This is a genomic window from Paenalcaligenes hermetiae (genome assembly GCF_039543645.1).
Taxonomy (GTDB): domain Bacteria; phylum Pseudomonadota; class Gammaproteobacteria; order Burkholderiales; family Burkholderiaceae_B; genus Paenalcaligenes; species Paenalcaligenes hermetiae.
The window spans coordinates 36,044-53,082 of sequence record NZ_BAABKD010000008.1 but is presented as its reverse complement, the minus strand read 5'-3'; the positions used below and the strand labels follow the sequence as shown (position 1 = coordinate 53,082).

Here is a 17,039-nt window from a genome sequence, read left to right as displayed (position 1 = left end):
ATTGATTATACGGGAGTTATTTACCAGAGGGGAACTCGATGGTATTTGGCTCGAAGTATTTTTGGCTAAGCTGTTGGATTGTGTCATCAGTCAGCATCGCTTGAATGGCTTCATCAACCGCTGCTTTAAGCTTTTTATTTCCTTTACGTAAGCCAATGGCGATGGGCTCATTTAAAATAGCACTATCTTTAATAGTGTCGCCCGTAAGTTGAAAATCAGCACCTTCGGGTTTATCTAAAAAGCCGTTTACCGCATTGGGGGCTTCTTGGAAGGAAGCATCAATACGGCCCGCCGCCAAGTCGGTAAACGCATTGGTGTAGCTTGGGTAAGCAATGATCTGAACCCCTTTAGGTGCCCACTCTTTGCGAGCATAGGTTTCCATGGTGGTCCCCTGTTGTACGCCAACACGTAGCCCCTTTAAGGACTCTGCCGTGGGTTCTAAAGGTTTATCTTTGTGTGCAACCAAGCGCGAGGCAACGATGTACAACGGGGATGAAAAATCAATGACTTTGCGTCTAGCGTCGGTCGCCGTCATCGTGGAGTTCGCCAGGTCAAACTTACGTGCTTGTAAGCCTGGGATTAGGCTATCAAAAGACTGGTCAATCCAAACACATTTGGCTTCTAGGCGTTTACAGATTTCATTGCCAATATCAATATTAAAGCCTTGGAGCTCGCCGTTGGGAGCGATATATTCAAAAGGCGGGTAGCCGGCCTCTGTGGCAATACGAATTTCTTTAAAGTCGCTAGCCTGTGCTAGGGAGGCGACAGAAAATAAAGTCGCAGCCAATAGGCGTGTTATATGTTTTCTCATCATTAATCCTTGGTGTAGGGCGTTTCTTGAGGAAGAGCTGGTGCTTTATCGCTTTCAGAAACGATTTGCGAACAGCAAGCATTCACAATATCCATCACTTCATCTAAGTCATCCGTAATTGTGACTAAGTTTACGTCATTTGGCGAGATAAACGCATGGGGAATTAACTGATCTTTTACCCACTGGACCAAGCCTGACCAAAACTCAGAGCCGACGAGTACAATAGGAGCAGGCGGATTTTTACGCGTTTGCACAAGGGTGATAGCTTCAAACAGCTCATCTAGGGTTCCAAAACCACCAGGCAGGGCAATATATGCCGCGCTATGCATAAAAAAGGTGGCCTTGCGCGAATAAAAGTATTCAAACTGTAAGCTATGAGTTTGATAAGGGTTATTAGAGGTTTCACGGGGTAGGCGTATATTTAGACCAACACTTTTGCCGCCTGCTTCATAGGCGCCTTTGTTGGCTGCCTCCATAATGCCAGGGCCGCCGCCGGCAATCACAGGATAGCCGGCGTTGGCTAAGCGCTGTCCTAGTTCTTCGGCTAATTGGTAGTATTTATGCTCTGGCTTAATGCGAGCGCTACCAAAAACACTTACACCCCAACCGATTTCCTGTAAAGTATCTGCAGCTGTGTGCAGTTCTTTGCTGATGGTGGGGATTTGCATCGATGCAGGTAAACGAACAATTTTATTATTAGACATGAAAAAAACCTTGTTGCTAGTTGATGGGTCCAGTTATTTATATCGTGCGTATTATGCAATGTTGCGTAGTAATTTAACGAACGCACGTGGTGAACCCACGGGTGCCATGTATGGTGTGATCAATATGCTACGCAAGCTTCTGCAAGACATTGATGCGGATTATATGGCTTGTGTGTTTGACGCTAAGGGTAAAACCTTCCGAGATGAATTGTATACGGAATATAAGGCTCAGCGCGAATCCATGCCCGAGGATTTAGCCCAACAAGTTGCCCCTTTGCATCAGATTATACAAGCAATGGGGTGGCCTTTACTGTGTATCCCAGGGGTAGAGGCGGACGATGTGATTGGGACCTTAGCTTGCAAAGCCAGCGCCAAGGGCGTGCATACCATCATTTCCACCGGTGATAAGGATTTAGCTCAATTAGTAAACGAAAACATTGAGCTAATAGATACGATGAAAGATGAACGGTTGGATGTGGAGGGAGTAATACAAAAGTATGGGGTAAAGCCTGAACAGATTATTGATTATTTAATGCTGATGGGAGATACCTCTGATAATATCCCCGGCGTGCCTAAGGTAGGGCCCAAAACAGCTGCTAAATGGATTAACCAATACCAGAGCTTGGATAATCTAATTGCCCACGCTGATGAAATCAAAGGGGTAGCGGGTAATAATTTACGTGATTTTATCCCTAATTTTGAGCTAACTCGCCAGCTGGTGACTATTAAGTGTGATTGCGAGCTGCCTGAGACAATTACCGATATTACGCACTTAGCACCGCGAGCCCAAGACACGGCCAAACTAGAGCATTATTTTAATGAATATGGTTTTAGAACCTGGTTGCGAGAGCTGACGGGCAATGAAGACCAATTACCCACCCAAGATCGCAGTAAAGCTTCTGCGGCTCCCTCTGCGCCACAAGCCGCTGCAGAAGCGGTACCGGTATTAACGATTACTTCGACGGATTACCGCACGCTGCTAGATAAAGCGGAGTTTTTGCAATGGGTGGATAAATTGCAGCAAGCTGAACTAGTGGCTTTGGATACGGAAACCACCTCATTAGATCCAATGCAAGCGCGCTTAGTGGGCTTGTCTTTTTCGGTGGAGCCGGGCCAAGCATGTTATATCCCGTTGGCGCACCGTGGTCCAGATCAAGTGCAACAGCTCGATAAAGCATGGGTGTTAGAACAACTTAAACCGTGGCTTACCTCCTCGAAGGCAGCAAAGCTTTTACACAATGCTAAATATGACGCACACGTTTTTGCGAACGAGGGGATTACGTTGGCTGGCATTGCCGAGGACACCATGCTGCAAGCTTATGTATTGCAAGCGCACCAACGTGTCAATATGGAAGACCTTATGCAGCGTTGGCTTGGTGTGACAGGGACATCGTATGAGTCCATTTGTGGTAAAGGCGCTAAGCAAATAGGCTTTGATGAGGTCGCTGTGGATGTAGCAGCCCATTATGCGTGTGAGGATGCGGATATGACATGGCGCTTGCACCGTGTCTTACGTCCACAGGTTAAAAATCACGAAGGGCTAGAGCGTATTTATCAGCTAGAGCTAAAAACGTCCGAGGTGTTAACAACAGTAGAGCGCAATGGTGTAGCAATTGATACCGCATTGCTACAGAAGCAAAGCCAAGACTTGGGTCAGCGTTTGGTTGACTTAGAGCAGCAGGCTTATGCTTTAGCAGAGCAGCCATTTAATATGAACTCGCCTAAACAAGTTGGGGAGATTCTTTTTGAGAAAATGGGCATACCGGTTGTACGTAAAACTGCAGGTGGGGCGCCCTCAACCAGCGAGGATGTTTTACAGGAGCTGGCATTGGATTATCCTTTGCCTAAGATCCTATTAGCATATCGTGGTATTGCTAAGCTGAAATCCACCTATACTGACAAGCTGCCTAAAATGGTGGATCCCAATACTGGTCGGGTACATACACGTTATGCTCAGGCGGCTGTGATTACTGGTCGTTTGGCTTCGTCAGATCCTAATTTACAAAATATCCCTGTACGCACGCCCGAGGGCAGACAGGTTCGAGATGCTTTTGTTGGAGCTCAAGGCAAGGTGGTTGCGGCGGACTATTCGCAAATTGAACTGCGCATTATGGCGCATGTGTCTGGAGACAAAAACTTACAAAAAGTATTCGCGCAAGGGGGGGATGTGCACCGAGCTACTGCAGCGGAGATTTTTCATATTGAGGAAGATCAGGTTACAGCAGAGCAGCGCCATGCGGCCAAAGCCATTAACTTTGGTTTGATTTATGGCATGGGGCAATATGGCTTAGCCAAAAGCCTGGGGATCACGAATGCGGCGGCCAAGTCTTATATTGATCGTTACTTTGCCCGTTACCCAGGGGTGGCCCAATATATGGAAAATATCAAAGCCTTGGCAAAGGAGCAGGGCTATGTAGAAACGGTATTCGGGCGACGTTTGTATTTTCCAGAAATTCACGCTAAAGGAGCACGTGCCGCAGGGGCGCAGCGAGCTGCTATTAATGCACCTATGCAAGGAACAGCGGCTGATTTGATTAAAATGGCGATGGTAGCCGTGCAGCAATGGTTGGATCAACAACAGCTGAAAACGAAAATGGTGATGCAGGTTCATGATGAGCTGGTGTTTGACGCCCCTGAAGAAGAGGTGCCTTTATTACAAAAACATTTACCTGAGTTAATGTGCTCCGTTGCCACATTGGCAGTGCCTTTGGTGGCTGATGTTGGGGTGGGGGATAATTGGGGACAAGCTCATTAAGAAAAAGCCGCTTTTAGAAGCGGCTTTTTTGTTGAGGGTTAGTGCTGTTGTAGGGCTCGAATCCGGTCTTCGATAGGAGGATGCGAGGCAAAGAGCGCACCTAAAGAACGGCCTCCGGCAATACCTGCTGCTTCAAAGGATTTGGGTAGATCCGAGGTCTCGATCCCCCCTAAGCGGGCAAGAGCATTGATCATGGGGCGGGGTGAGCCTAAGAGTTGCGCTGCACCAGCGTCGGCTCGGTATTCACGTAAGCGTGAGAACCACGCCACGATCATTGAAGCCAAGACACCAAAGAGAATCTCACAGACAATGACCGCTGCATAATAGCCTGGCCCCACGCCGTCCCGATCATTTTTAAGCAAGACGCGATCGACAAAGTAGCCCACAATACGAGCAAAAAACACCACAAAAGTGTTCACCACACCTTGAATAAGCGTGAGGGTGACCATATCGCCATTGGCGACGTGGGCAACCTCGTGGCCTAGTACAGCGGCGATCTCTTCTTGATTCATGGTGGCGAGCAAGCCAGTAGAAACCGCCACCAGCGCATCGTTTTTAAAGGCCCCGGTAGCAAAAGCATTAGGCTCGCCTTCGTAGATAGCGACTTCGGGGCGTCCAATACCAGCATTGTCTGCTAACTGATGTACCGTGCTGACAAGCCAGGCTTCTTGTTGGTTACGAGGATTGTTTGGATCGATGACATAGGCGCCGGTACTTTGCTTTGCCATCCATTTGCTCATGAGCAAGGAAATGAAGGAGCCAGTAAAGCCCACAACTAATGAAAAAATTAATAGCTGCGGCACGTTGATGCCTGAGCCAGCTAAAAAGCGATTGGCACCGAGCAAATTTAAAATAATGCTCATGACCACAATCACCGCTAAGTTAGTGGCTAAAAATAAAAAAATGCGCTTCATGCGTACTTCCTATAGCGTGATAAAACATATCGGGCGAAAACGCCACAGTGTCCGATGGTTGATTGATAAACTGAGGCTAATTGTATCTTTTACAAGGGCGCAGAGTATAGTATGAGATTTACGCCCACTCATAAGGTCATTATTGCATGCAGTCGTTATGGATGTTGGTGGCATGTGCGATGTTTGCGTTGATGGGAGCCTGTGTGAAATTGGCTTCCGACTACGATGCTAACATGCCGCAGATTATACTTTTCCGAGGCATTCCCTCTGTTATTTTATTGTTTTTATGGACGCAATACCATAAAAAAAGCTTGCGTCCCAAAAGCTGGAAAGCACATTTGCTGCGAAATGGCTTTGGCGTGACCTCGATGTGGCTAGGGTTTATGGCTTTATCCATGTTGCCACTCTCAACGGCCATCAGTCTAAATTATACCGCGCCCTTATTTATTGGTTTTTGGATGCTGCTTTTTGGTGGCACACAGCGTGATCCGATTCGCATCATTGCGGTGATGTTTGGTTTTTTAGGGGTGGTAGCCGTGTTACGTCCTAGTTTGCATGCAGAGCAGCTACCTTATGCGCTGCTGGGCTTGATGGCAGGGGCTTGTGCGGCGGTGGCAATGATGCAGATCCGTCAACTTGGTCGTTTGGGTGAGCCGGAGTGGCGCACCGTGTTTATTTTTTCTACTTTTGTTTGTATAAGTGGGGGAGTGACATTGATGGTGTTGGGTTGGCCAACCTTGGGCTGGCAGGCGTATTTAGCTTTGATAGGGGTAGGGGTAAGTGGTCTATTTGGGCAGTTAGCGATGACGCGCGCCTTTGGATTGGGCTCTGCCTTATTAACTGCAGTTCTGCAATACTCAACCATTATTTTTGCTGCGCTATTAGGTATTGTGGTGTGGGGAGATCTTCCTGATGTAATGGCTTGGGGGGGAATGGCCTTAATTATTGTGTCTGGATTGATCTCTGCTTGGCGTACTTATACAGAAGATCGTATTATGCGTGGTCAAGCATCTGCGGAAACCATCAGTCAAAAAGGATAGTCAATGTCTGAACTACTTATTCGCGCTCAAGAGCTCCAGGCCTTATTACACGAACCTGACATCATTATTTTTGATGTGCGCCATGATTTGCACCAACATCGATTAGGGCGCCAGCAATATCTTCAGGCGCATATACCCGGTGCTTATTTTTTAGATAATGAAGCCGAGCTGGTGGGGGAAAAAACGGGTACGAATGGGCGTCACCCCCTACCTGATTTGGCGGTTTTTTCTCAACTGATGCAGCAGTATGGGCTAAAACCAGATACCCCTATTGTGGTTTATGATGCGAGTCAAGCACATATGGCAGCACGTACATGGTGGCTATTGCGCTGGGCGGGCTTTGAGCGGGTACGTATTTTAGATGGGGGGTGGCAAGCATGGTTAGCCGCAGGGGGGGTGACTGATACACAGTTGGCATTACCGCCTGTGCCGCGTACTCGCAAACCGGGTATGCCTGAGCCTAAACAGCCTACCGTTACGGCATCGCAAATTTTAGCGCAGTTAGCCCAGCCGTGCTGGACGTTGGTCGATGCCCGTGCCGAGCCGCGTTATCGGGGGGAGATGGAGCCTATAGACCCTGTGGCGGGCCATATCCCTGGAGCGCTTAACCGTCCTACTGCATTTAACTTGCAAGAGGATGGCTGCTTTAAACAGCCGCAGCAGCTACGAGCCGAGTTTGAGCAGCTGCTGGGCAATATACCGGCCGAGCAGGTGGTGCATTATTGTGGGTCCGGTATTACGGCTTGTCATAATCTATTTGCGATGGAATTAGCGGGTTTAAGTGGCTCTGTGCTGTACCCAGGCTCTTGGAGCGAGTGGATTACAGATGCGTCACGTCCTCGAGCGACTGCCCAGAGATAAATCTCTCGCTTTGTCTTTATCCAATCCTAGGTACAATGGATACCGTTATAGCAATTTTGGACTCCGTTACTATGTCTGAATTCACTCCGGATGATTCGCTGCCACAAAATTTTGAACAGGCATTGGCAGCGTTAGAGCAGATCGTTACCCGCATGGAAAGTGGGGAGTTGGCGTTGGAGCAGTCGCTGGCTGCTTATCAGCAGGGTGTGCAGCTAGCACAAATCTGTCAAAAGCGCTTAGACGAAGTGGAACAACAGGTACAGGTCTTGCAGGGCCAGTTTATGCGCCCACTTACCGATATCGATACCGATCAGGATTAACCTATGCCCAACAAAGAACAAAACCAGCAATGGTTAGAGCAGCATATTGAGCGCGTAGCGCATTTCTTGGAACAAAACATGCCAATGGCAGAAACCACCCCTGCCGTTTTGCATGAGGCGATGCGTTATGCCGTACTAGGAGGTGGAAAACGGGTACGCGCTGCTTTGGTATATGCCGCAGGCGAGGCGGCTGTACAAAATGCCGAATTAAGCAGTGCTCAAATTAAAGCGTTGGATCATGCTGCAGCAGCAGTAGAGTTAATCCATGCCTACTCACTCGTGCATGATGACCTACCCTGTATGGATGATGATGAGTTGCGCCGCGGGCGTCCTACAGTGCATGTGGCGTATGATGAGGCCACTGCTATGCTGGTGGGCGATGCGTTGCAGCCTTTAGCTTTTGAGTTTTTGGCAACGATGCCTATCGCCCCAGCTTTAGTGATTCAGGCTGTTGCTGCTTTGGCTAAAGCCTCGGGTAGTTTAGGTATGGTGGGTGGTCAAGCCATTGACTGTGCTAGCGTAGATAAACACTTGTCGCTAGAGGAATTGCGTCAAATGCACCGCATGAAAACCGGGGCTATGCTCGAGGTTTCCGTACTGTTGGGCGGGATTGTTGCCGGGGCCAGTTCTCCCGTGCGTCAGCGCTTAACCGAATACGCGCAAGCGGTTGGCTTGGCTTTTCAGGTGGTCGACGACATTTTAGATGTGACGGCGGACACCGCCACCCTTGGGAAAACAGCAGGGAAAGACGCAGCGGATAACAAACCCACATATGTCTCAGTGATGGGGCTTGAAGCCTCGCGGCAGTTGTTAGCAGAGCTAAAAGACCAAGCACATAAAGCCATATTGCCACTGGGTAATGGTGCGCAAAGTCTACAGCTTTTAGCAAACTTTATTGTGGATAGAAATCATTAGCACTTGTCGCACTGAGCCCAAATGCGTCTACAATAGGCTTTATTCTAATTATTCTTAGGCGCTGTAGCGCCTATTTTTGCCCCACTCTCACAATCGTATGGCTAATGTATCTTTGCAGCATATCCAGTCTCCTCATGATCTGCGCGCCCTAAAACGCGCTGATCTCGATCAGATCGCGACCCAGCTGCGTGAATATATCTTGCAGTCGGTGGCTCGCACTGGGGGACACCTTTCTTCCAACCTGGGCACAGTAGAGCTTACTGTGGCGCTTCACTATGTATTTAATACCCCGCATGACCGCATTGTGTGGGACGTTGGGCATCAGTCTTATCCCCATAAGATATTGACAGGGCGCCGCGAGCAAATGGCTTCTTTGCGCCAGTATGGGGGGATATCAGGCTTTCCAAAGCGCTCTGAATCCGAATACGATGACTTTGGTACGGCGCATTCCTCAACCTCGATTTCAGCAGCTTTAGGAATGGCTGTGGCTTCGCGTAACCAGGGCGTGCAGCGTCAGCATATTGCCGTAATTGGAGACGGTGCCATGACCGCGGGCATGGCCTTTGAAGCCCTAAACAATGCAGGGGTCACCCCAGGCATTAATATGCTGGTGGTATTAAATGACAACGATATGTCGATTTCGCCGCCAGTGGGGGCGCTTAATCGGTACTTTGCTCGCTTGATGTCTGGGCAGTTTTATGCCAAAGCTAAAAATATGGGTAAGGCAGTGCTTCAGCATATGCCCCCCATGCTGGAGCTAGCGCGCCGTTTCGAAGGTCACGCCAAAGGTGTATTGACCCCGGCTACCTTGTTCGAGGAGCTCGGCTTTAATTATGTCGGACCTATTGATGGCCATGACTTAGACTCCTTAATCCCTACTTTAGAAAACTTGCGCGAGCTCGGCGGTTTGCAGTTTTTACATGTGGTCACTAAAAAAGGACATGGTTATCAGCGTGCCGAAGCCGATCCTGTTTTGTATCACGGACCGGGTCGCTTTGATCCAAAGCAGGGTATTGTTAAATCGTCCGTGCCAGCGCCTCAAACGTTTACACAGGTGTTTGGTCAGTGGTTGTGTGACCAAGCTGCAGCGGACGAGAGATTAATAGGTATAACTCCCGCCATGCGAGAGGGCAGTGGCATGGTGGCGTTTGAAAAACAGTTCCCGCAGCGATATTTTGATGTGGGCATCGCAGAGCAACATGCGGTCACGTTTGCGGCGGGGTTGGCTTGTGAGCAGCTCAAGCCAGTGGTAGCGATTTACTCCACATTTTTACAACGGGGTTATGACCAGCTCATTCATGATGTGGCGTTGCAAGACTTAGATGTCACGTTTGCCTTAGATCGTGCGGGCCTGGTAGGGGCGGATGGGGCTACCCATGCGGGAAATTATGATATTGCTTATTTGCGTTGTATCCCGAACATGGTGATTAGCACCCCTTCTGATGAAAATGAAACTCGTTTGCTGCTAAATACCTGTTATCAGCATACAGGGCCTAGCTCTGTGCGTTATCCGCGTGGTGCAGGCTGTGGGGCAGAGGTCACCGCTGACTTAACAACGGTGCCTGTAGGCAAAGGGGTGGTTCGCCGTCAGGGTCAGAAAATTGCGATCTTAGCGTTTGGTACGTTATTGCATAATGCCAAGGCTGTAGCGGAGCAATTGGATTTGACCTTGGTGGATATGCGTTTTGTGAAGCCTTTGGATACGGCGCTCATTGATTCGCTCTTACAAAGCCATCAAGCCATTGTGACGCTAGAGGATGGCTGTGTGATGGGCGGGGCCGGCAGCGCTGTGTTGGAATACCTGAGCCAAGCTCAAGCTAATGTCCCAACGTTGTTATTGGGTTACCCTGACCGGTTTATTGATCATGGCGAACAAAAGCAGCTACATGCTGAAATTGGCTTAGATAGCGAAAGCATTGCCGAGCGCATTCAATCTCGTTTTACCGATTTGTTAGCCAATCAGAACTAATTAAATGCCCTCAATGATTGGGGGTATCTTATGTTTTAGGCTTCAATTGTTTCATAATAGTTGTACTGATTATCATTTATAGAAGCGTCGCTGACGCAGACCGGAACCGATTATGTCGACTTTGACTACTCCTGTAGAAAGCATGCCAGATGTCCAAAGTAGCGTGGATACGCGTCGTATTCCTATTCAAAAAGTAGGGGTGCGGGATGTAAGCTATCCGCTTTTGGTGGATAATGGCACAGAAACCATGCCAACGGTGGCCGAGTGGGAGCTAACAGTAGCTTTGCCGGCCGAGGAAAAAGGCACGCATATGTCGCGCTTTTTAGAATTGCTCGAAAAGCATCGTGCTTCGCCGTTAACCATGCAGGGGTTTTGTCAAATGACAGGAGAAATGCTAGGGTTGCTCAATGCTACCGAAGGCGATGTCTCCGCGTCCTTCCCGTATTTTATGCACAAAAAAGCACCTGTTTCCGAGGTCGGAAGCCTGTTGGACTATCAGGTGAGTTGGAGTGCAAATGCTGTGGCTACCGTAGACGGTCAAGCTGATGTGCAGTTTGAGCTTACGGTGTTGGTGCCTGTAACAAGCTTGTGTCCTTGCTCTAAGGCAATTTCAAAATATGGGGCGCATAATCAGCGCTCTCACATTACTGTTTCTGTCGTGGCGCATCCAGAGCATTTGGATTTAAATGCATTGATTCAAACCATTGAGGCCCAAGCGTCATGTGAGCTATGGGGTTTGCTAAAGCGCACAGACGAAAAATACGTCACAGAGCGTGCTTATGAAAACCCAAAGTTTGTCGAAGACTTAGTACGAGATGTGGCGGTTGCTGTGGCTGCTATGCCTGGGATAGAAGGCTATCGTATCGAAGCCGAAAACTTTGAGTCCATTCATAATCATTCAGCATATGCTGTTGTTGAGGGCTAGCTACATTTTTTGCTGTTATTAAAAAAGCGCTCGTGCTTACTTGCACAGAGCGCTTTTTGGTTTTATAATTAAACGCTTTATTCTTTGCTCGAATCCATAAGTGGGTCGGGCTATCTAGGCTCAAATTTTAGAGCGATATCCACAAGGAGTTATACATGCGTCACTACGAAGTAGTGTTTATTGTACACCCCGATCAAAGCGAGCAAGTGCCCGCCATGATCGAGCGCTACGAAGCCATTATCACCAGCGAAGGCGGTAAAGTCCACCGTCTAGAAGACTGGGGTCGTCGTCAGTTGGCTTACCCAATCCAAAAATTGGTTAAAGCCCACTACGTCTGCATTAACATCGAAGTAGGTCAGTCCACTCTGGACGAGCTAGAGCACTCTTTCCGCTACAATGACGCTATTTTGCGTTACTTGATCGCCAAAATCAAAGATGCTCCCGAGGGTCCTTCGGTTATGATGAAATCCGTAGAGCGCGAAGAAAACCGCAAATCCAACACAGCGGATACACGTGCTGAGCACACTACCGAAGAAGACGAGGACGAGGACGAACAGTCCGAAGACTAATTACTAGGGATTAGGTGAACGATTTACACATCCAAGGGCAGGTACTACAAGCGCAGCCCTTACGTTATACCCCCGCAGGTATTGCTGTTTGCGAAATAACACTACAGCATCAATCTGTGGTCGAGCAAGCCGCTATTCAGCGCCAGCTCGATTTTAGCGTAGAGGCCATTGCGATGGGAGATGTGGCAAATTATTTGGCCGCTGTACCTATTGGATCGTTTTTACAGATTCAGGGCTTTATTGCCCCCTTGCGTAAATCATCGTCGCGCTTAGTTTTGCACATTCAAGAGTTTCAAAACCTAAACGCTCCACCTAGTGCGCTAGTGTAAAAAACATAACGGCTCCTGCCGTTTTACTGAATTCAAGAGAGGTTAATTATGGCTTTCGCTCGTAAAGGCAAAGATCGCCGCCGTCGTTTTGGTCAACAAAACCCCCTATTTAAACGTCGCAAATTCTGCCGCTTTACCGTGGCCGGTGTTAAAGAGATCGATTACAAAGATTTAGATACTTTGCGTGATTTCATCCAAGAAAACGGCAAGATCATTCCTGCTCGTTTAACTGGCACAAAAGCAAACTATCAGCGTCAACTTGATACCGCTATCAAGCGTGCACGTTTCTTGGCTTTGTTGCCTTACACTGACAACCACAAATAATCTGGGGGATTATCATGCAAGTAATTTTGCTCGAAAAAGTCGTCAACCTCGGTGATTTGGGTGATGTGGTACGTGTACGTAATGGTTATGCACGTAACTACTTGATTCCTCAAAAAATGGCTCGTCGTGCTACGCCTGAAGCCATCGCCGAATTCGAAGCTCGTCGTGCTGAGCTAGAACAAGCTCAAGCCGAGCGTTTGGCCGCTGCACAGGCGCTTGCCACTAAACTTAACGATTTGCGTGTTGAGATCACTCAAAAAGCAGGTGTAGATGGTCGTTTGTTTGGTTCTGTTACCAACATGGATATCGCCGCTGCATTGAATGCTCAAGGCTTTGATACGATTGTTAAGGCACAGGTTCGTTTACCCGAAGGTCCTTTTAAGGCAGTTGGCGAGTACCCTGTACAAATCGTTTTACACCCTGACGTAGCAGTAGAGGTTACTGTTGCTGTAGTGGGCGAAATGGCTTAATTCCAAAATGGTTTAAGCATGGTACAGTATTCCTGTACCGATCTAAAAAGCCGGTGCAAACCGGCTTTTTTTATTTGTTATTAGAGGTCTTATGATAGAAAACAGTCCTGTAGCTACTGATACTGGCTTAGATTATTTACGTGTACCGCCTCATTCTATTGAGGCAGAGCAATCTGTTTTAGGTGGGCTGTTGCTGGATAATGCTGCATGGGATCGCATTGCCGATATCATCTCTGATGACGATTTTTACCGTTTTGATCATCGTATCATCTGGCAGCATATTACCCGCCTTATTGGCTTAGCACGACCGGCTGATGTAATTACTGTTTATGAGTCCTTGTCCAATGCGGGCAAAGACGAAGAGGCAGGTGGGCTGAGCTACCTAAACGCTTTAGCACATAACACTCCTTCTGCTGCCAATATTCGCCGCTACGCAGAAATCGTACGGGAAAAATCCATGTTGCGTAAACTGGTTTCCGTGGCGGATGACATTGCGTCGGCGGCATTTAACCCTCAGGGCAAAGAGGCGCGTCAGATATTGGACGATGCTGAGGCGCGCGTATTTCAGATTGCTCAGGAGGGAGCCAAGGGTAATAAAGGTTTTCAGGATATTCAGCCTTTATTAGCGCAGGTGGTAGAGCGTATTGATGAGCTGTATCATCGAGAGGGAGACTCCGAGGTCACGGGGGTGCCTACAGGCTTTGTGGATTTGGACCGAATGACCTCTGGGTTGCAACCTGGAGACCTCATTATTGTAGCGGGGCGCCCCTCTATGGGTAAAACCTCATTATCTATGAACATTGGTGAGCATATCGCCATTGAGCAGGGTTTGCCCGTTGCCGTCTTTTCTATGGAGATGGGGGCGGTGCAGCTTGCGATGCGTATGGTTGGCTCGGTTGGTATGTTGGATCAACATCGCATGCGCACCGGTAAATTGACCGAAGACGATTGGCCGCGTTTAACCCACGCTGTTAAAAAGGTACAAGAGGCACAAATTTATATTGATGAAAGCCCAGGCTTAACCGCTATGGAGGTTAGGGCAAGAGCACGACGCTTAGCGCGTCAATGTGGTCAATTAGGCCTAATTATTATTGACTATTTGCAGTTGATGTCAGGTAGTTCTGGTTCGGAAAACCGAGCCACAGAGATTTCGGAAATTAGTCGTGCGCTGAAAGGATTAGCACGTGAATTGAATTGTCCCTTAATTGCTTTATCGCAGCTTAACCGTAGTTTAGAGCAGCGGCCAAATAAACGACCCGTCATGTCAGATTTGCGAGAGTCGGGGGCTATTGAGCAGGATGCGGATTTGATTTTGTTCATCTATAGAGACGAGGTATATAATCCGGACTCTCCAGATAAAGGGACTGCAGAGTTAATTATTGGTAAGCAACGTAATGGCCCCATTGGTACGGTACGCGTCGCCTTCCAAGGGGCAAGTACTCGGTTCTTAAACTACAGTCCCGTATAAGATTGGTTCTACATGACTAGGGCTGATGGGAAACACCCCGAGTCATTTGTAAAGCGGTGCTAAATGCCACTTGCAAAGAGGTAGGGTCTGCAATACCTTGTCCAGCAATATCATAAGCGGTGCCATGATCTACGCTGGTGCGTATAAAAGGAAGTCCGATAGTGGTGTTGACGCCTTGTTCCACTCCTAGGTATTTGACGGGAATAAGGCCTTGGTCATGGTATTGCGCAACCACAATATCAAACTCGCCACGGCGTGCGCGCATAAAAATCGTGTCCCCAGGCCATGGGCCGGTAGCATCAATGCCCTCATTGCGAGCGGCGAGAATGGCCGGCTCAATAAATAGAGCCTCCTCATTACCAAAGCGACCATTTTCACCGGCATGGGGGTTAAGGCCAGCTACCGCAACTCGAGGGCGTTTAATGCCTGCCTGTAAACAGGCTTGGTGAGCCAAGCGAATGGTACGCAGTTCTTTGTCAATAGAGAGCAATGGGCTGACAGCAGTAATGGGCACATGGATGGTAACTAATATGACGCGTAACTCTGGGTTGCTGAGCATCATTGCAAAATCCGTGGTGCCGGTACGTTGAGCCAGAATTTCAGTGTGCCCCGGGGCGTCAATTCCACCAGCAAGAAGCGCATCCTTGTGTAAAGGCGCCGTGACAATAGCACGGATTTTTTGTGCGATGGCATCATCAATGGCATGACAAAGGTATTCATAGGCCCCACGTCCGGCTTGGGCTTGAACTTGGCCATATGCGATAGTAGGTAAGGGCTGCCAGCGGTTGAGTACGCCAATGCCTTGATCGGGGATATCACGGGGGGAGGCAATGGAAATAATAGGTAGAGCAATGCCCAAATCTTTGGCTTGTTGCTTAAGAATGAGAGCATCACCATAGACTACAGCAGGATAGGGGAGCCCGGCAGCAAAGCTCTTTAGAATAATCTCTGGGCCTATCCCAGCGGCATCTCCCATGGTGATGCCGATGGGTAAAACAGTGTTGTGCGTCATAAGGCTTCGTTCGCATAATCGGCAAGGCGTGAACGCTCACCGCGTTGTAAAGTAATGTGCCCCGCATGAGGCCAGCCTTTAAAGCGATCCACCACATAGGTTAAGCCTGAGCTCCCTTCGGTTAGATATGGTGTATCAATTTGTGCGATATTCCCCATGCAGACGATTTTTGTGCCAGGGCCAGCACGCGTGACCAAGGTTTTCATTTGCTTCGGTGTCAGGTTTTGGGCCTCATCAATAATAAGGAATTTATTTTGAAATGTGCGCCCCCGCATAAAACTCATGGATTTGATTTTGATATGGGCACGAATCATATCCATGGTGGAGTTGCGGTTAGCGTCATTATTGAGTGCAGAGAGGCGATTGTTACCCAGATGTAGTACCTCGAGGTTGTCTTCTAGGGCACCCATCCATGGCGCCATTTTCTCCTCTTCGGTACCCGGTAAAAAGCCGATCTCATCACCAACAGGCACCGTAGCGCGGGTAATGATGATTTCGTTATAAAGCTGGGTTTCCAATGTTTGTGTGAGGGCGCTCGCTAAAGCAAGCAGGGTTTTTCCCGTGCCTGCCTGACCAAGCAGTGACACAAAATCACAGTCGGGGTTCATGAGCAGGTTTAGCGCAAAGTTTTGCTCGCGATTACGTGCTGTAATCCCCCAGACGTTATTTTTGCTATGACTGTAGTCCCGAATAGTTGCTAGCACCGCTTTGTGGTGGGTGACTTGCTTGACCTGGGCGACCAGTCCGGGCTCTTGTTCGCTATAGACAAATTCATTGACGCTTAGCTCGGCGCAAAGTGGGCCTTGCACTTTGTAGAAAGTGATCCCCCCTTGTTGCCACGACTCCATTTGGTTGCCGTGCGTTTGCCAAAAATCCTCTGGCAGCTCGCGCGCACCCTCGTAGAGAAGGTCAGAGTCATCGAGAACATGGTCATGCTTATAGTCTTCGGTGGGAATCCCCAGTGCCCGGGCTTTTAAGCGCATGTTAATGTCTTTAGACACCATGACTACATGCTTGTCGGGATGCTGCTGTTTTAGCGCATGGACCACATGCAAAATGGCATTGTCGGCCACACCCATTGGTAAATGGATAGGCAGCTTAGCATTCAGAGCGGTAGTTTGAAAAAAGAGTTGTCCGCGGGCCTCTATGTGACCAGCACTATTTAGAGCAATGCCTTGTGTAATGTCGTGCTCAGCAGTCAGGGCTTCAAGATGGCGACTGACTTGCCGTGCATTGCGAGCCACTTCAGATAAGCCTTTTTTTTGATGATCTAACTCTTCGAGTACGATCATGGGGATAAACACATCATGCTCTTCAAACTTGAATAAGCAGTTTGAATCATGCAGCAGGACGTTTGTATCCAGTACAAATAGTTTTTTATTAGCTACTGAGGCAACAGCAGTCGTATTTTCTACTGCTTTGGGTGCGGTCGGCTGTGGTGTTGTAGGCGGATTTGTAGCCTGGCTAGCAGGTGCAGGAGACACTACTTTTTTAGGAGCCGTTTGGGCGCTTTGGGTGCTCAAAGTAGGTGAAGCTGGCATGAGCACGCTTTTAGGAGGGGTGGCCTTAGGGGCCTGTTTGATTTCGTCTGCGCTTAAAGTAGCCCCCAGTTTTGAAGGCAACGTGGGTAAGGGCATAAAGATAGCTCCGTAA

The 17,039-nt window shown here is 48.6% G+C and carries 17 protein-coding genes; 12 read left to right on the top strand and 5 right to left on the bottom strand.

Annotation, left to right across the window (positions count from 1 at the left end; all coding sequences use genetic code 11):
- Positions 1-16: 16 nt before the first annotated feature.
- Together ABD980_RS04695 and ABD980_RS04690 are read right to left on the bottom strand one after the other, a co-directional pair.
- The gene (locus tag ABD980_RS04695; RefSeq protein WP_345369979.1) at positions 17-814 is read right to left on the bottom strand and encodes a transporter substrate-binding domain-containing protein; all 798 of its coding nucleotides are present in this window, start codon (positions 812-814) and stop codon (positions 17-19) included.
- On the bottom strand, positions 814-1,515 hold the full coding sequence (locus ABD980_RS04690; RefSeq protein WP_300648690.1) for an LOG family protein: 702 nt from the start codon (positions 1,513-1,515) through the stop codon (positions 814-816). Before ABD980_RS04690 ends, ABD980_RS04695 begins: the two co-directional genes overlap by 1 nt.
- Between ABD980_RS04690 and polA the strand changes: the two genes are divergently transcribed.
- On the top strand, positions 1,514-4,270 hold the full coding sequence (gene polA / locus ABD980_RS04685; protein WP_345369976.1) for a DNA polymerase I: 2,757 nt from the start codon (positions 1,514-1,516) through the stop codon (positions 4,268-4,270). The two genes, ABD980_RS04690 and polA, sit on opposite strands and share 2 nt — an antisense overlap.
- A gap of 38 nt (positions 4,271-4,308) precedes the next feature.
- Here polA and htpX read toward each other — a convergent pair whose 3' ends face one another.
- The gene (gene htpX / locus ABD980_RS04680) at positions 4,309-5,184 is read right to left on the bottom strand and encodes a protease HtpX (RefSeq protein WP_345369974.1); all 876 of its coding nucleotides are present in this window, start codon (positions 5,182-5,184) and stop codon (positions 4,309-4,311) included.
- A 146-nt stretch (positions 5,185-5,330) separates the two neighbouring features.
- Between htpX and ABD980_RS04675 the strand changes: the two genes are divergently transcribed.
- The 11 genes from ABD980_RS04675 (at position 5,331) to ABD980_RS04625 (ending at position 14,374) form a co-directional block, all read left to right on the top strand.
- Positions 5,331-6,224 (top strand): DMT family transporter, encoded by an 894-nt coding sequence (locus tag ABD980_RS04675; RefSeq protein WP_345369972.1) that lies wholly within the window; start codon positions 5,331-5,333, stop codon positions 6,222-6,224.
- A 3-nt stretch (positions 6,225-6,227) separates the two neighbouring features.
- Positions 6,228-7,085 (top strand): sulfurtransferase, encoded by an 858-nt coding sequence (locus tag ABD980_RS04670; protein ID WP_345369970.1) that lies wholly within the window; start codon positions 6,228-6,230, stop codon positions 7,083-7,085.
- Positions 7,086-7,156: 71 nt separating this feature from the next.
- Complete coding sequence (locus ABD980_RS04665) at positions 7,157-7,405, top strand: exodeoxyribonuclease VII small subunit (protein ID WP_300648856.1); 249 nt, start codon at positions 7,157-7,159, stop codon at positions 7,403-7,405.
- A gap of 3 nt (positions 7,406-7,408) precedes the next feature.
- Complete coding sequence (locus tag ABD980_RS04660) at positions 7,409-8,320, top strand: polyprenyl synthetase family protein (RefSeq protein ID WP_300648858.1); 912 nt, start codon at positions 7,409-7,411, stop codon at positions 8,318-8,320.
- A gap of 97 nt (positions 8,321-8,417) precedes the next feature.
- Complete coding sequence (gene dxs, locus ABD980_RS04655) at positions 8,418-10,289, top strand: 1-deoxy-D-xylulose-5-phosphate synthase (protein ID WP_345369966.1); 1,872 nt, start codon at positions 8,418-8,420, stop codon at positions 10,287-10,289.
- Positions 10,290-10,401: 112 nt separating this feature from the next.
- A complete protein-coding gene (folE2, locus tag ABD980_RS04650) occupies positions 10,402-11,214 on the top strand; it encodes a GTP cyclohydrolase FolE2 (RefSeq protein ID WP_300648862.1) in 813 nt (270 codons plus the stop codon).
- Between the two features lie 155 nt (positions 11,215-11,369).
- Positions 11,370-11,783: a 30S ribosomal protein S6 gene (gene rpsF, locus ABD980_RS04645; protein ID WP_345369964.1), complete on the top strand. Its 414-nt coding sequence runs from the start codon at positions 11,370-11,372 to the stop codon at positions 11,781-11,783.
- Between the two features lie 14 nt (positions 11,784-11,797).
- Entirely contained in the window at positions 11,798-12,112 is a 315-nt protein-coding gene (priB, locus tag ABD980_RS04640; protein WP_345369962.1) for a primosomal replication protein N, read from the top strand.
- 48 nt (positions 12,113-12,160) lie between these two features.
- A complete protein-coding gene (gene rpsR, locus ABD980_RS04635) occupies positions 12,161-12,436 on the top strand; it encodes a 30S ribosomal protein S18 (protein WP_260649007.1) in 276 nt (91 codons plus the stop codon).
- 14 nt (positions 12,437-12,450) lie between these two features.
- On the top strand, positions 12,451-12,906 hold the full coding sequence (gene rplI, locus ABD980_RS04630; RefSeq protein ID WP_300648867.1) for a 50S ribosomal protein L9: 456 nt from the start codon (positions 12,451-12,453) through the stop codon (positions 12,904-12,906).
- Positions 12,907-12,997: 91 nt separating this feature from the next.
- Positions 12,998-14,374 (top strand): replicative DNA helicase, encoded by a 1,377-nt coding sequence (locus ABD980_RS04625; protein WP_300648869.1) that lies wholly within the window; start codon positions 12,998-13,000, stop codon positions 14,372-14,374.
- A 16-nt stretch (positions 14,375-14,390) separates the two neighbouring features.
- Here the strand turns inward: ABD980_RS04625 and pdxA are convergent, their stop codons facing one another.
- On the bottom strand, positions 14,391-15,386 hold the full coding sequence (gene pdxA, locus ABD980_RS04620) for a 4-hydroxythreonine-4-phosphate dehydrogenase PdxA (RefSeq protein WP_345369958.1): 996 nt from the start codon (positions 15,384-15,386) through the stop codon (positions 14,391-14,393).
- Positions 15,383-17,023 carry a PhoH family protein gene (locus ABD980_RS04615; RefSeq protein ID WP_345369956.1) on the bottom strand — a complete coding sequence of 547 codons (1,641 nt, stop codon included), beginning with the start codon at positions 17,021-17,023 and terminating at the stop codon, positions 15,383-15,385. Before ABD980_RS04615 ends, pdxA begins: the two co-directional genes overlap by 4 nt.
- Positions 17,024-17,039: the final 16 nt, after the last annotated feature.

What these genes read in the sequence shown, in the direction of transcription:
- rplI (WP_300648867.1), top strand. Translation starts at nt 12,451, where the DNA reads ATGCAAGTAATTTTGCTCGAAAAAGTCGTCAACCTCGGTGATTTGGGT.
- ABD980_RS04615 (WP_345369956.1), bottom strand. Translation starts at nt 17,023, where the DNA reads ATGCCCTTACCCACGTTGCCTTCAAAACTGGGGGCTACTTTAAGCGCA.
- dxs (WP_345369966.1), top strand. Translation starts at nt 8,418, where the DNA reads ATGGCTAATGTATCTTTGCAGCATATCCAGTCTCCTCATGATCTGCGC.
- ABD980_RS04695 (WP_345369979.1), bottom strand. Translation starts at nt 814, where the DNA reads ATGATGAGAAAACATATAACACGCCTATTGGCTGCGACTTTATTTTCT.
- ABD980_RS04675 (WP_345369972.1), top strand. Translation starts at nt 5,331, where the DNA reads ATGCAGTCGTTATGGATGTTGGTGGCATGTGCGATGTTTGCGTTGATG.
- ABD980_RS04665 (WP_300648856.1), top strand. Translation starts at nt 7,157, where the DNA reads ATGTCTGAATTCACTCCGGATGATTCGCTGCCACAAAATTTTGAACAG.
- rpsR (WP_260649007.1), top strand. Translation starts at nt 12,161, where the DNA reads ATGGCTTTCGCTCGTAAAGGCAAAGATCGCCGCCGTCGTTTTGGTCAA.
- ABD980_RS04670 (WP_345369970.1), top strand. Translation starts at nt 6,228, where the DNA reads ATGTCTGAACTACTTATTCGCGCTCAAGAGCTCCAGGCCTTATTACAC.
- ABD980_RS04660 (WP_300648858.1), top strand. Translation starts at nt 7,409, where the DNA reads ATGCCCAACAAAGAACAAAACCAGCAATGGTTAGAGCAGCATATTGAG.
- pdxA (WP_345369958.1), bottom strand. Translation starts at nt 15,386, where the DNA reads ATGACGCACAACACTGTTTTACCCATCGGCATCACCATGGGAGATGCC.
- polA (WP_345369976.1), top strand. Translation starts at nt 1,514, where the DNA reads ATGAAAAAAACCTTGTTGCTAGTTGATGGGTCCAGTTATTTATATCGT.
- ABD980_RS04690 (WP_300648690.1), bottom strand. Translation starts at nt 1,515, where the DNA reads ATGTCTAATAATAAAATTGTTCGTTTACCTGCATCGATGCAAATCCCC.
- folE2 (WP_300648862.1), top strand. Translation starts at nt 10,402, where the DNA reads ATGTCGACTTTGACTACTCCTGTAGAAAGCATGCCAGATGTCCAAAGT.
- htpX (WP_345369974.1), bottom strand. Translation starts at nt 5,184, where the DNA reads ATGAAGCGCATTTTTTTATTTTTAGCCACTAACTTAGCGGTGATTGTG.
- ABD980_RS04625 (WP_300648869.1), top strand. Translation starts at nt 12,998, where the DNA reads ATGATAGAAAACAGTCCTGTAGCTACTGATACTGGCTTAGATTATTTA.
- rpsF (WP_345369964.1), top strand. Translation starts at nt 11,370, where the DNA reads ATGCGTCACTACGAAGTAGTGTTTATTGTACACCCCGATCAAAGCGAG.